We start from the raw sequence: 14,134 nt of genomic DNA on the forward strand, positions 1-14,134 counted from the left end.
GCAAAGCTTAGAGAGAAATACATCCAGGATCCGCCAGAAGGCATGTCGGCGGAAGAAATCCGTAACATGAACGATGGAGATATCCTTGATATGGATTACTTCATGCACGAAGATGATGATTTCTATGATGAGGTAGACTGATAACTAGTTATTCAGTATACCTCCGCTTTGCATGGCTCGGTCTTGCCCGAGCCTTTAATTCAAGGTTGCGCCTCTAAGGCGCAATTTCCTATTAAATAAAAAATAGCGATACTTACGCATCGCTATAAACTCAATTGCAACTGGCTGTCCTTTCGGACCCTATAGCTTTGCGTCATTAGATTTCTCTAATTTTGCCAATAATTATCTATATATAGTTCTTTTTTTATTAAAGCAGAGTAATTATACCGTAAGGTTTGGTTAAAGTCCATAATAAAATTTATCATTCTGCAATTTCACTTCAGCTATATTTCACTCAACGCACTTTACATAAAAAGATTAATTATACCTGTCAAAATTAAAACATATGAAAGCAACCGCAATAACATTGATAATATGCCCCTCGCCCCTCTTAGCAATCCAAGTGTAGCAGCTCCAAATAGAATCAAACCTATCCCACCAGCCAATCGACCAACAATATTTATATCGACAATTGATAATTGAGAGATATATATTACAAACAAGCATGCTTCGATTGCAGCAACAAAAAAAAGTATCCTTTTAATAACTTCGAAAGAGTTACCTTCTTTTTCACCGGATAAAAGCTCATATGAAATACATTCATATATCCCTTTTTTTATTCTTATACATGTAAATGCACAATCTTTTTCCTTTGTAGGCATATTTTGTGTAAATAAAATTCTGCCTCCTTCAAATTCACAATAAGATTTTACATTCGGCATAAAAGCATAATTTCCCAGCATTAAATCCGTATATTTTATTATCTTGTATTCTGTGGCTTTTAGTTCAAAAATCTTTTCTTTATTATTCCTTATATTTTTTTCTGAGAAGTATCGATATACAGATCCCGCAAAAAATATAAAATACAAAAAAAAGAATGTTCCTGCAAGCTCTACATTCCACCTGCTCTCAACAAACATTGATGGATTAGAAGTAGTCATTATATATATACAAACAAACGCTCCCAGTAAAGAAGCTATTCCCAGTAAGGCAATCTGTACTTTGGCAATATTTTTATGGTAATTCTTTAACGGAATAACTCTAAGTATAAAAGCAAATGTAGCTATCAGAAGTTCCAATGCTATTATTGTTGCTATCGTTACAATATACATAATTTAACCTCCAAATACTTTTGATGTAAAACTTGCCACTGCTTTTGAAGCATCACACACCGCATCAGAAGCAAGTTCTGCTATATCTTTTCCGATTGCTATCTCCATGAGAAAATTTGCCGTCCAAACCACACCTACACTAACAGCTCCTACTGCCAAGACCGGTGCACCTGACCCGAGTATAAATCCTGCCAATGCAGTTCCACCAATTGATAAAACTACATCTACTCCTGTTTCAATTACTGACTCAGCCACTACTCTTCCATTTGTCATCTCAACACCTGATATACGTGCCTGTTCCTGTTCTTCAAAATTATCAACCACATTAAATGCAAAATCCGCAATGGCTCCAGCCCACTTTACTCCTGCTTTGAAATTCTTTAGTTTTGCAGCACGTTCTGCTTCTGTTCCTACTTTTCTTAATGCTTCTCCGGTTAAATCATCAGCATTTTTAACAGCTTCTGCCCCAGCTTCTTTAACATTCTTGAATAAATACGACTCTGCATCATACTTTAAAGATCTTTCTGCAATTTCTACTCTGCTTACGTTTTTTAAATTAGCACCTTTTTCAGAAATAAGTTCAAGAAAACTTCCCTTTTTAACACTCGAATAAAGCATACCATTTGCTTTTTTTATATCTCCACTGTAAACTAGTGTACCCGACCAAGTCGCAAACGCAGACTCAACATCCTGTACCAGCTTAAAACCTGCCACTCTTCTAGAACCTTTATCATTATCTGAAGCTGCAATATTATATGCATCAACACCAACTTTACCACCGGTTCCGACAGACTTAATAATTCCCTTAATAAGACCTTGTATGTCAGCATCTTTAACTGCATGTCCGATAACCTGCTTCTGTGCCTTAGGATGTAGTTCTTTAAGAACCTCTGTAAAAGCCTTAACCTCAGGTGCAGAAAGATTATTAACCTTATTTTTATATATATCGTTTAAAACAGCAAGATTATATACGCCGTTTTCATCTTTCCACTTTTCCTTGCATTTATCAACCACGGAAACCTGATTACACAGTTTTTCAATGCCGTCTTTCCATAGCGGGTTATAAAAGAATTCAAATGTTTTCTGTGAAAAATCTCTTGAAAGTTCCTTAAGTCCTTGTGTTGCTTGCGCCCTAATAGGCTTACTATCCTTAAATAAACCTTTTGAGTCAGTATCTATTTGATCAAACTTCTCTTCGAGACCTTTCCAGTAATTATATTCTTCCTCATAAATATCGGCCATACCCAAGTGATCTTGATATTTTGAATCCCAGTATCCTTTTTCATCTTCAGGTGCAGAATCTCGATTGCTTTTTGCATCATCGGCTTTCTGACGTTCATCCTGTTCTTTTTGCTTTGCTTCACTTTTTCTGGGCAAAATAACACTGCCATCAAGAATTTCAGTGCCAAGCATAGCCCACAGTGTTTTGTTGTCTGCAATATCACAGTCATTTGCAGTCATGATGGCATCTATAAGAACAACATAATTATCACAATGTCCGACAAAACTTTCTGCTCCCTTACCTGTAAAAGTAACATCTCGTGACGAATTATATGTTCTTCTCAACCCCGAGAGCTTCTCATTATTTGCCGCAAAAACAGAAATCGCTGTATGACACTGCTGCTTCAGCTTTCCTTGATCTAAATAATCACTTTCTACCATTGTTTTTCCTCACTTGCTTTTTTCACTTATAATCTTATGCTTTTCTTTAATCAGTTCCCGTTAAACAGTTCCTTAAGTTCATTAAGTTTATTAAAAAATTCTTCTTTTGCTTTTTCCGTTGCTTCTTTCTTTACTTCGTCTGCCATAATTTCATCATATAGCTCCTGCAATTCAGCCTCATCAATCACTTTTGAGTTTTTAGAATTATTCTTATCATAATTTGGGATATTAGCGGTTAAGTCCACTGTTATATAATTGCTTGCCTGCTGGTCGTTATCTTCATAGTTCTTTTTCATAATTGCAATATTGTTACTCTCCTCATCTACCGATTTCTGCGTACTTTTCCGCAAATCCTTCTCAGCAACAAATGAAGCATGTGCATTTATATTTGCTGCTATATTACTTTTATGGTCTTTACTATCCTCGTCAATTTCTCCTCCAAGATAAATTCCTGCTATCAAAAGACGTTTCCTAAACCCATCTATTTCATCGCTGTTAACCTTTATTTCCATTCCTTCAGCCATTTTTCATACTCCTCATCACTCAATATTATTTTTCGTCGCTGCTCATTTCTTTTTTGATTTTATATTCCTTTTTATCAAGCTCATCCATTAATTTTCGTTCTTTTTGTTCTAAAGAATCATAAAACTCTGAAATATTGTTATTACTCCTTCTAAAAAAAGCTGCACGCCTTTCATAAATGTCCACAAGTACAGGATCATTATTTATGTTTGAATACTCCAAATCTCTGTACTCTTTATTCATCCTATGAACCAGCTCCTCGTTTTGGGCTTCAAGTTCTTTTCGAATTCCGGCATATCTGCTTTGCACATTTTCTCTCTCAATCTTAATTTCCCTAAGCTCCTGCCGATAATCACGCTTTTCTTCTTCCATGCATAAACCTCGCATTTTCTGTATTCTTTATCGCTATAAAGAGCAAGCGCACTTGCATACCTGTTGGTTTAAGCGACAACTTCTTCTTAAAATTTTCAATTTTTTCTATCGTATTATTAATTATAAAAACCATAATTAGCACATAATTATACTATCATTTCCACTTTTCTGATTCAGCAAACATACATGGATGTGGCATGTGATGCGATACTTTTACCAAAACAGATTATTAAAACCGTTTTATGCAACACAAAAAATCATGCCTGAATATTGAATCAAAACCACATTAATAGAGCTCCTGATTTGCTGCAACTATGTAAGGCTGACAACCATACACAAGAACAAAAAAGAAGCTCGCTAAATAATGTAAAAGAAACAAATATGTTCCGCATTTTTCTATATCAATTTACATAATACCCAATACCCTCAAGGTCACTTCCTCTCACAGGCTTCATAAAGTTGATATTGGGAAGCACTCCGTTTGCGCCTCGAGGCGCTGAGAGTTGGGAAGCATCAAGGCTCTCGAAATCGTCGTTAGTGCAGTTATATCCACTGTTCCATGAGCAACTTCCAACTTTTGTTCCTTTGCCTATATTTGTAACCGCACCGTTCAAAGAGATATTGCATCTAAGGAACTCTCTTGTTCCCGGTATATCAGTGGAATCGCTCTGGCTTACTCTTTCAAGCATATTGTAATTACCTCTTGCATTGCCATAAGCAACGTTATTTGTCCAGTTTGCCGCCTGCCCCGGCTGATGGTTCGCATAGAAGCCGTTTGAAGCATTATTTACGGCTATACAGTGTGTCACTGTATGGACAGGAACAGTATTCGGAACTTTACCCGTGCCATAGCCGCCGATCTTGAATCCATTGGAATCTCCGCCCTTGTTCATATCAAAGGCCCAGCAATATTCGAAAGTGTTTGCACCCTTGGATGTGATACAGTCAAATCCATCGTCCCCACAAGCCCATGCTCTGCACTGGCTAAAAGAAACGCCTTGCCCGTGAGCTCCGAATCCATCGGTGTTTGAATTTGAAGTACGGTTCGGAGTATTCAGGTTATATGCATCGCATTTTATGCACTTACCGCTTCCGTTATTGCAGAAATAAAAGCCGTTCGCCTGCGCATCGCAGCACGTGATCTGATTAAATGTCGCATTTCCTTCTATCCTGAAACACTCAGACTGCTTCTGATTTCCCACGGGAACACCCGTAACCTTGAAGCAAAGAAAATACACTCCCTTAACTCCGCTCTTAACATGGAACGCCGCTACTCTCTTATCCGTAGGCACTCTTGAAAAATCAAAAACAGGCACATCCTTGGAAGTATATGCTCTGTAAGTAATATTGCTCTTGGTAAACTCATTTACATAGTTATAATTGTTATCCTTGGCCGCAATACCAAAATCATTGTACGTACCGCCCATGATATAAACGGTATCTCCCGAAGAAGCTGCTTCCTGCGCTCTCATCAGACTCTTAAAAGGCGCAGACGTAGACGTGCCGGCATTTGAATCGTTACCCGCCGGTGAAATATACCAGTCTGCCGCATAAGCGCAACAGTCAAACTTAATAAATAAACATAAACAAAACGCCGTGATCAGCGCGTATTTAAACTTAATAAAAAAATCTCTCATGCAAAAACATCCCCAATCTTATTCGTTAATAGAATTGTAATGTTTGAGCATGAGTTTTTCAATCCGCCAATAATGTATACCATCTGTCATTTTTGTCTATTTGACTTATTCTTTTCATTATAAAGTGATATCTTTTTCCCGCTTTGGAATTCATGTAAAAGTTCAACCTTCACACCATAGCATTCAGATATAAATTCAGCTTTTTCCTCCGAGATCCCGTTATCTATATAAAATTCAAGCACCTCTCTCTTATCGGGAAGAAGATCCTCTTTTACAATATTTTTATCTTTTACCTTAAGAAGCACCTTCTCTTCAGACTTATAGAATCCCGTTATAGTTCTTTGAAGAATCTCTATTCTTGAAAACGGCTTTTTTCTCTCTTCCGAGAAAAACATACTGTTTCCGGAATCAAATATGGGCGCAGGACCTATAAGCTTTAATGACTCCGAATCTCTTAACACACCGAAATTATAAAGATGCTCATCTGTATTGCTTATTATAAAATCCGTCAGTGTCTGATAATCCATAAATGCTTGCATAACGTCTCTATCAATTCCATTGCTTGCACAAATATTTATATATCCATCATACAAAGCCGTTTCATTAGAAATACTCTGTGATTCCACAACTTCATATGCGGGAATAAACTCTAAGCTATCTGAAGTAAAAGAGTCACAGACACTCTGTGTTTGTTCATCATTCAAACGCAAAACATCATATCTCACAAAAGGCATCTTATAATTCTGTCTTTCATGTACAAGTGTCGCAAACGCCTCATTTACCCCCTGCTGCCCTTTATAAGTCAGTGATGTTTTAACAAGTTTTGGTACCTCGGCATTAAGATTCCAGTATTTTTCCATCTGTCCGCCAAGTGAAGCATTTGGATCATATGAAACCTCATCATGATATGGGAGCAATTCTTCATTTATACCAAGTTGATTTCGTAGTTTTACCTTATCCCAAGATAAGCTCATATCCACAGGGCATACCCAATACGAATCTGTCATTGATAATCCGAGATTTTTAGCCAAATATTCAGAGGAGCTGGCACATCCTGAATTCTTGATTACTTCATCCATAAGTTTTCTGGAACCCGGAACAGCTCTCTGCTTCCACCATATCTTCATCTTATTTAGATCAGCGGTTCCCAAAAAAGGCACTGCTTCAGAAATATATGTTGCAAAATTAGTCAGATTTCCCGCAACATCAATTTCTACAAGTCCAACTTTTTTATTTTTATGCATAAGCTCATAAATCATATTATTCTCGAACATTGGAAAGCTCCTTTGCGTATGCTTCAAATCTTTTTTCCTGAAGAAATCTGTCTATATTCCACTCCGCAATAGTCGGATATTCCGATTGTTTACTTGGTAAATTAAGCTTTAGTCCCGTATCTATAACAACATGCTCTCCATTGTAATCAAAATTAAGCTGCATGGATTCATCGCAATTCTTCCACGTGTACTTAATTCCCTTATATTCACCGCAAGTATTGTCAAGAAGCGGATATGGATCAAGCAAACAAAAGAAATCCTCCCCAATTACCGCGGATAACCTAAGAATCGTAACTGTCGCACAATTATTTACACTTTGTTTTCTATTAAACAGCGCATTTATCGTCGAAAAAGGAACACCGCTCTCTTTCGCTATTTTGTACTGCGATTTATTTGACTTTTTTACAGCCTCTATAAAATTATCATTCATTGCCGGCCTCCATATAACATTATTCTGTTATAATATAACATTATACTGTTATATTATAAAAATCAAGTTTCCTGTACAAAACTCCCCCATGCAAAAAATCCGAAAAGTGCTATAATCAAAAATCGGTGCGCAAACACTATAGATTTACATAGTTAATAAAGGAGATTTTAAAGAAAATGCTCTGGATAGGACTTGTCTTATTCTACGGAATAGTAAAAGGATTCCGTGATGTTGTAAAAAAGAAAGCGCTGACGAAAAATACCGTAATGGAAGTTCTTTTTGTATATACCTTCCTTACGTTTCTGTTTTGTATTCCGGAGGCTCCTGCAGCATTTAATGGAATGCCGACCAGATATTTTTTCCTGATTGCAATAAAAAGTTTCGTGATCTTCATCGCCTGGATATGCTCATTTAAATCACTGGACAATATTCCAATCAGTATTTACGGTGTTCTTGACCTATCAAGAATTCTCTTTTCCACGGCATTCGGAATATTTGTATTAAAAGAAAAAGGAACAATCTATTCAACACTGGGGCTTATCCTCATACTCTTCGGCCTCATATTCTTAAAAGTATATCCGGAACTTAAAATGCGTTCGGAAAAAGGCGATTCCTTCAAGGCAGAAAAAATACCACCCATATATGTATGGATGGTCCTTGCTTCCTGTATCTGCAACGCGATATCCGGATGCCTTGATAAAATATACATGAGAGATATCAATTCGTCTCAGCTTCAGTTTTGGTATATGTTTTATCTTGTAATCTTCTACGGCCTTTATTTTGTTGTTAGACGCATCAAGATAAGCGCTTCCGTCTGGAAAAACGGCTGGATCTGGATACTCAGTTTCCTGTTCTTTATTGCTGACAAAGCGCTGTTTATCGCCAATTCCTTCGCTGATTCAAAGGTCATAATAATGACGCTTCTTAAACAATCCGCCTGCATCATCTCAATTATCTGCGGAAAGTTTATATTCAAGGAAAAGAACATAGGCTACAAGATCTTTTGCGCCGCAATCATACTTGTAGGTCTTGTTGTAAGCATGATTGGGCAATAAAAAGGTAGGCTGTTTTCATTACATCAAGTTTGTTTTTGTCAAATGTGTTTTTCTCGAATAGGATGTCTAATTACAGTTTTCAGCTTCTCCGGAGCAACTTTCCTGGCATCACTCAGATAAATTTCATGATGCAGACGCTTATCCGTAATATCCGGTTCATAACCTTGCTGTTCAATGAACTCATGCATCATAGTAACCGTATCAGGTTCATCATCATAAGAACCTATATGCATACACTGCACGCATAGCCCTTCTTCAACTGTCAGAAACTCAACGTTAGAAAAGTCCAGCTTTTTCTTTTCTGTTGCTTCGTTCACAGCCCATCTAAAATCATCTTCAGTCACAAAATCAGGAACACGGATCACAGAAATCCAATGAAATTTTTCTTTATGTGCATAGTCAATCCCATCTACACCGTTCTGCCACCAGAATCCTTCCAGTGGCGGAACAACATAATCAAAATATCCATCAATCCGATGATTGCCTTTTTTGCTCATCTTGATTGTAAAGGCTATAGCATACAATAGTCTGATAGCCGCCTTGTAATCACCGTCTTCATCATTAGGGTCACCCAGGCCACGAACTGCAATATAATTCATCTTTGGAATCGAAACAATTGTAGGCTTCGCCTTTGGAATATAAAACTCTTTATATTCTTTCTTATAGTCAAAAGCCACAGTTCTCACCCCCTAAGTCGCTTTACTCTCTCATCCACGTTTTTCATAAATTCTTCCATCGACATGCTCGGATCCTTTGTTCTCAATATCAGAGCACACGGTAACTTATCACACTCTCCGCAGGAATGAAAACCATTCTGAATCCTACAACAATAATATATGGAACACTCTTTTCCTTCCGGCGCATGAAACACCTTGCCGCACACGGCATTGCACCCCTTACATATTTCTCCATAGCAGTAGCATGTACTACAATCTGCTCCACAACAACTGATCATTTCGTTATGGTTACTCATCTCCCATAATCTCCTTTTGCTTTTTCTTACTAAGACTCCCAAGAACTATCTGATAAGCCTTATCAAGCATGTCTTTTAAGATGTCATCCGGCACCTCTCCATCTGCATTTACTGAATTCCAATGTTGCTTGTTCATATAATAGCCGGGAATTATGTCTTCATACTGCTTCCGCCAGAAATCCCCCTCCATCGGCTCCAATTTTAGAGTTATATAATATGGCTTGTCATCAGCATCCAAACATATTGCAGCAAACATCTTTCCTCCGATTTGAAATCGAATCCAGTTCCAATCCTTCTGCAAATCTTTGGTCACACCTGCTTTTCCCATAAGATACTCTTCAATCCAAGGATATTTCATGCCGTTATTTCCTCCTATAATTCCGTATCATAGCTTCAATCATGATTCTGATTTTCTCACGAACTTCCTTAGGTTCAATCACTTCTGCCTTATCTCCGAAAGTCAATATCCAGGTAATCAGATTCTCTATATCCGTATAGTCTGCTGTAAAGAGAAGCCTACCATCATCATTCTCCTTAAAACATGAAGTCCCGAATTCTTCCACCAATCGCCACTTCTGATCAGGTTCAAACAAGACCTTCACTTTTATCCCGCCGGGAAAGATTTTCTCATTAGAAAGATCAGGCATTGATGCCTCTCTGCATACAAAAGCCTTGTCTGTTACACAAACTTTATCCATACGATTAAGCTTGAACAACCTATAGTCCTTTCTTTTCAAACACCAGCCCCACAAATACCAACTCGACCATCTAAAAACCAGATAATATGGTTCAACCGTCCGCTCACTCTCACCAGATGGAGCATAATACCTAAACCTAACCAAATGCCTATCTCCAATTGCAGCCTGTATAATCTCAATCTTTGGAGCCAGCGATTCTCTATACCACGAAGAAAGATCAATCAGTATAGAATCTCTGCCGGTGATAAACTCAGACGATCCCACCTGAATCTTTTCCATCAGTTGACCGTAATATCGACTCCCACTCACACTGTCCAGACTACGAAGTCCAGCAAGTATCACCTGCATATCTTTGGATGTCAAAAGCGTCCTGTCCATACGGTACCCATCCATAATTGAGATACCGCCACCAATCCCCTGCATCGTACGAATCGGTATTCCTGCTTTGCAAAGTGTTTCAATATCCCTGCCTATTGTCCTTCTGGATACCTCAAAATGCTCTGCAAGCTCAGGGGCTGTTATCATATCTTTTTGCAACAGTATCGATAGTATTCCGATCAGCCTGTCAATCTTCATATGCTCACCTTTCCTATTTATCCTACCAAGTAAAACAAGACAATAGTATGTCTTGTTTCTATTTTAGCGTCGCCCACATTCTTTTTGCTACTTTATTTTCTACTTTAATCTACCAGGCCATAGAAAAAGCACCCTGCATCATGCAGAGTGCTCTCATAATTCATCAGAAGATTACAGCGCTTCCTTCATTGACTTCACATACTCTCCGACATACTTCGGAGCTTCTTTTCCGTACTTCTCAAGAATCTTGATTATAGCGGAACCTACGATTGCACCGTCAGATACTGCTGCCATCTTGGCTGCCTGCTCGGGTGTTGAGATTCCAAAGCCGATTGCGCAAGGAACATCGGTGTTCTCACGAATAACTTTTACGATTGATGCAAGGTCTGTCTTAATCTCAGATCTTGTTCCTGTTACACCAAGGCTCGATACGATGTAGATAAAGCCCTGTGCTTCTTTTGCAATCATTGAGATTCTGTTCTCGGATGTTGGTGCGATAAGGGAAATGAGGTCCACTCCGTATTTATCGCAGACAGGAGAAAACTCCTCTTTTTCCTCAAACGGAAGATCGGGAAGGATGATTCCGTCTACTCCCGTCTCTTTGCAGAGCGAGATGAATTTCTCAGAACCATATGAAAATACTACGTTTGCATAAGTCATAAACACAAAAGGTGTATCTGTTTCTTTTCTAAGTTCCCTTACAAGGTCAAAAACCTTGTCTGTTGTAACGCCGCCCGCGAGTGCGCGTATATTTGCACCCTGAATTACAGGTCCCTCAGCTGTGGGATCGGAAAAAGGGATTCCTAGCTCAATAAGATCTGCGCCGTTTTTGCAGGCTTCAAGAACAACTTTCTTGGTGGTCTCAAGGTCGGGATCTCCACATGTAATGAAGGCGATGAATGCCTTGCCGTTTTCAAATGCTTTTTTAATGTTACTCATGGATATCCTCCCCTCTGTAGCGAGCGATTGCTGCGCAGTCCTTATCTCCTCTTCCGGAGATTGTTATAACAATGATCTTGTCCTTGTCATACTCTTTTGCGATCTTCATTGCATAAGCAACCGCATGAGCTGACTCAATTGCAGGGATTATTCCCTCTGTGCGTGAAAGATATTCAAAAGCATTTACGGCCTCATCGTCAGTCACAGGCACGTACTCGGCTCTCTTGATATCGTGAAGATATGCGTGCTCAGGTCCGACACCGGGATAATCAAGTCCTGCGGAAATCGAGTAAACAGGCGCAATCTGTCCGTACTCATCCTGGCAGAAGTATGACTTCATTCCGTGGAAAATTCCTACGCTACCTGTATTAACGGTCGCTGCAGTCTCGAAAGTATCGATTCCACGTCCTGCTGCCTCGCAGCCGATAAGCCTGACTTCCTTATCTTCTATAAAGTTATAGAAACTTCCGATAGCGTTCGATCCGCCGCCGACGCAGGCAATAACCGCATCGGGAAGCCTTCCCTCTTTTTCAAGGATCTGCTGTTTGGTCTCCTTTGAGATAACAGACTGGAAATCTCTTACAATTGTGGGGAACGGATGAGGTCCCATGACCGATCCCAGGCAATAATGCGTATCGTCAATCCTGGAAGTCCACTCTCTCATAGCCTCTGATACGGCGTCCTTAAGTGTTGCAGTTCCTGACTTAACAGGAATAACTTCTGCGCCGAGAAGTCTCATTCTGTACACGTTAAGAGCCTGTCTCTTCGTGTCCTCTTCTCCCATAAAAACAACGCATTCCATGCCCATAAGAGCCGCAGCCGTAGCTGTTGCAACACCATGCTGTCCTGCGCCCGTCTCAGCTATGAGCCTTGTTTTTCCCATTTTTTTGGCCAAAAGAGCCTGTCCGAGAACGTTATTTATCTTATGAGAGCCTGTGTGGTTGAGATCCTCTCTCTTAAGATAGATCTTTGCTCCGCCAAGGTCTTTTGTCATCTTCTCTGCGTAGTAAAAACGTGAAGGTCTTCCCGCATATTCATTCAAAAGTTCTGTGAGCTCTGCGTTGAACTCAGGATCGTTCTTGTAATGATTGTAAGCTTCTTCAAGCTCTATTACTGCATTCATAAGTGTCTCGGGTATATACTGTCCGCCGTGTATACCGAAACGTCCATTTTTATTGGTCATGGTACATCCTTTCACAAAACATGTTTTTTATATTCATGTAACCGCAGGTTTCTGCGCTTCTCTCAGCAATTTCTTACGTTTTCGACAAATCTTTCCATCTTGCTTCTGTCTTTTTTGCCGTCAGTTTCTATTCCCGAGCTTACATCAACCGCATAAGGTGCCACCGCCCTTACAGCTTCCGCTACGTTTTCGGGATAAAGACCTCCCGCGAGGAAAAAATCTCTTTTCACCCCTTCAAGTATCTTCCAGTCAAACGCTTTTCCCGTTCCCTGGCCTGAATCGATAAGCACGTAGTCGGCATCGGAAGCCTCGATATCTGCTATATCTTCGCTACTCTTCACCTGAAAAGCCTTAATAACAGGCTTATCTGTCAGCTTCCTAAGCTTTGCGATGTAGCTGTTATCTTCGCTTCCATGGAGCTGCGCGATATCGATCACATCATTATTCAAAAGATCTGCGACAACTTCCGCATCTTCGTCAACAAAGACTCCAACCGCCTTTATCTGTGGATCAAGCAGCTTCTTAAGCTCTGCTGCCTTGTCCTTGCCAACATTCCTTTTACTCTTTTCCCATATGACAAAACCGATGAACTCGGGCTTTAACGCATTCGCAGCTTCTATGTCCGAAACCGTCGAAAGCCCGCACAGTTTTATCTTAGGGCACTTATATCTGTTATCTTCTGCCATAGCATTTTCCTTAATTAAAGACACCTCTATTGAAACCCTCGTTAATTCTTGCGAATTCGCTGTCTTCCAAGCTTATCTTATGCCTTTCAGCTCATCAAGCTTAGCTTTCTTATCAGCAGCCCTCATCAGCGTTTCGCCTATAAGCACCGCATCCGCGCCGATTTCTCTAAGCTTTGCCACATCTTCCGCCGTCTTTACGCCGCTCTCGGAAACAAAGACAGAACTTGAAGGAATTATCTTTCTAAGTCTTTCACTGTTTGATGTATCAACGCTAAAGTCCTTGAGGTTGCGATTATTTACACCGATTATGGAAGCACCGAGTGAAACAGCTCTTTTGGCCTCTTCCTCATCGTGAGTCTCAACAAGAGCGGAAAGCCCAAGGTCGTTACATATTCCAAGATACTTCTCTATTGCCGCGTCATCAAGGATTGAGCAGATGAGAAGAACCGCCGAAGCGCCGAGCACTTTTGCTTCGTAGATCATGTACTCATCTACCGTGAAATCTTTTCTGATGCATGGAATTCCTACCGTCTCGGTGATTTCCTTAAGATACTCATCTTTTCCCAGGAACCACTTAGGCTCAGTGAGTACGGAAATGCAGTCAGCGCCTGCTTTCTCATACTCTTTTGCAATCTCCAGATAAGGAAATTCCTCAGCGATTATACCCTTTGAAGGAGAAGCTTTTTTACACTCGCAGATAAAAGAAATATCATCACGCCTAAGGTTCTTCTCAAACCGGAAATCTCCCTTGGGCATCGCAAGTGCCTTCTGCTTTACCTCTTCCAAAGAAACTTTCTCTTTGGCTATATCAACTCGTTTTCTCGCATATGCTGCGAGTTCATCCAAAATAGTCATA

The 14,134-nt window shown here is 39.7% G+C and carries 16 protein-coding genes and 1 riboswitch; of the genes, 1 reads left to right on the plus strand and 15 read right to left on the minus strand.

Going from position 1 to position 14,134, the window contains the following annotated elements; all coding sequences use genetic code 11:
• Positions 1-273 precede the first annotated feature (273 nt).
• Positions 274-347: riboswitch (cyclic di-GMP riboswitch) on the minus strand.
• Positions 348-464: 117 nt separating this feature from the next.
• The 7 genes from BM398_RS15280 to BM398_RS15310 all read right to left on the minus strand — a co-directional run bounded on the left by BM398_RS15280 (position 465) and on the right by BM398_RS15310 (position 7,168).
• Positions 465-1,271, minus strand: a complete 807-nt coding sequence (locus BM398_RS15280; RefSeq protein WP_092338924.1) for a hypothetical protein — start codon at positions 1,269-1,271, stop codon at positions 465-467.
• 3 nt (positions 1,272-1,274) lie between these two features.
• Positions 1,275-2,933: a hypothetical protein gene (locus BM398_RS15285; RefSeq protein ID WP_092338926.1), complete on the minus strand. Its 1,659-nt coding sequence runs from the start codon at positions 2,931-2,933 to the stop codon at positions 1,275-1,277.
• 50 nt (positions 2,934-2,983) lie between these two features.
• Complete coding sequence (locus BM398_RS15290) at positions 2,984-3,457, minus strand: TIGR04197 family type VII secretion effector (protein WP_092338928.1); 474 nt, start codon at positions 3,455-3,457, stop codon at positions 2,984-2,986.
• Positions 3,458-3,482: 25 nt separating this feature from the next.
• Complete coding sequence (locus BM398_RS15295; RefSeq protein WP_092338930.1) at positions 3,483-3,827, minus strand: hypothetical protein; 345 nt, start codon at positions 3,825-3,827, stop codon at positions 3,483-3,485.
• A 401-nt stretch (positions 3,828-4,228) separates the two neighbouring features.
• Positions 4,229-5,464: a right-handed parallel beta-helix repeat-containing protein gene (locus tag BM398_RS15300; protein WP_092338932.1), complete on the minus strand. Its 1,236-nt coding sequence runs from the start codon at positions 5,462-5,464 to the stop codon at positions 4,229-4,231.
• An 86-nt stretch (positions 5,465-5,550) separates the two neighbouring features.
• The gene (locus BM398_RS15305; protein WP_092338934.1) at positions 5,551-6,738 is read right to left on the minus strand and encodes a HipA domain-containing protein; all 1,188 of its coding nucleotides are present in this window, start codon (positions 6,736-6,738) and stop codon (positions 5,551-5,553) included.
• Positions 6,725-7,168 carry a hypothetical protein gene (locus tag BM398_RS15310; protein WP_092338936.1) on the minus strand — a complete coding sequence of 148 codons (444 nt, stop codon included), beginning with the start codon at positions 7,166-7,168 and terminating at the stop codon, positions 6,725-6,727. The genes BM398_RS15305 and BM398_RS15310 overlap by 14 nt, the downstream gene beginning before the upstream one ends.
• Before the next feature lie 176 nt (positions 7,169-7,344).
• Here BM398_RS15310 and BM398_RS15315 point away from each other — a divergent pair, with 176 nt between their 5' ends.
• A complete protein-coding gene (locus BM398_RS15315; RefSeq protein ID WP_092338938.1) occupies positions 7,345-8,223 on the plus strand; it encodes an EamA family transporter in 879 nt (292 codons plus the stop codon).
• A gap of 38 nt (positions 8,224-8,261) precedes the next feature.
• Here BM398_RS15315 and BM398_RS15320 read toward each other — a convergent pair whose 3' ends face one another.
• The 8 genes from BM398_RS15320 to trpC form a co-directional block, all read right to left on the minus strand.
• A complete protein-coding gene (locus BM398_RS15320; protein WP_092338941.1) occupies positions 8,262-8,900 on the minus strand; it encodes a GyrI-like domain-containing protein in 639 nt (212 codons plus the stop codon).
• 5 nt (positions 8,901-8,905) lie between these two features.
• Positions 8,906-9,196 (minus strand): DUF3795 domain-containing protein, encoded by a 291-nt coding sequence (locus BM398_RS17025; RefSeq protein ID WP_139233838.1) that lies wholly within the window; start codon positions 9,194-9,196, stop codon positions 8,906-8,908.
• On the minus strand, positions 9,189-9,554 hold the full coding sequence (locus tag BM398_RS15325; protein ID WP_092338943.1) for an MmcQ/YjbR family DNA-binding protein: 366 nt from the start codon (positions 9,552-9,554) through the stop codon (positions 9,189-9,191). Before BM398_RS15325 ends, BM398_RS17025 begins: the two co-directional genes overlap by 8 nt.
• Before the next feature lie 4 nt (positions 9,555-9,558).
• Entirely contained in the window at positions 9,559-10,470 is a 912-nt protein-coding gene (locus BM398_RS15330; RefSeq protein WP_092338945.1) for a helix-turn-helix transcriptional regulator, read from the minus strand.
• 171 nt (positions 10,471-10,641) lie between these two features.
• Complete coding sequence (gene trpA, locus BM398_RS15335; RefSeq protein WP_092338947.1) at positions 10,642-11,409, minus strand: tryptophan synthase subunit alpha; 768 nt, start codon at positions 11,407-11,409, stop codon at positions 10,642-10,644.
• Positions 11,402-12,592, minus strand: a complete 1,191-nt coding sequence (trpB, locus tag BM398_RS15340) for a tryptophan synthase subunit beta (protein ID WP_092338950.1) — start codon at positions 12,590-12,592, stop codon at positions 11,402-11,404. Before trpB ends, trpA begins: the two co-directional genes overlap by 8 nt.
• A 62-nt stretch (positions 12,593-12,654) precedes the next feature.
• Positions 12,655-13,278, minus strand: a complete 624-nt coding sequence (locus BM398_RS15345; RefSeq protein ID WP_092338952.1) for a phosphoribosylanthranilate isomerase — start codon at positions 13,276-13,278, stop codon at positions 12,655-12,657.
• 72 nt (positions 13,279-13,350) lie between these two features.
• On the minus strand, positions 13,351-14,133 hold the full coding sequence (gene trpC / locus BM398_RS15350; RefSeq protein ID WP_092338954.1) for an indole-3-glycerol phosphate synthase TrpC: 783 nt from the start codon (positions 14,131-14,133) through the stop codon (positions 13,351-13,353).
• Position 14,134 lies beyond the last annotated feature (1 nt).

The sequence above is a fragment of the Butyrivibrio sp. M55 genome, from assembly GCF_900116865.1.
Classification (GTDB): Bacteria; Bacillota; Clostridia; order Lachnospirales; family Lachnospiraceae; genus Butyrivibrio.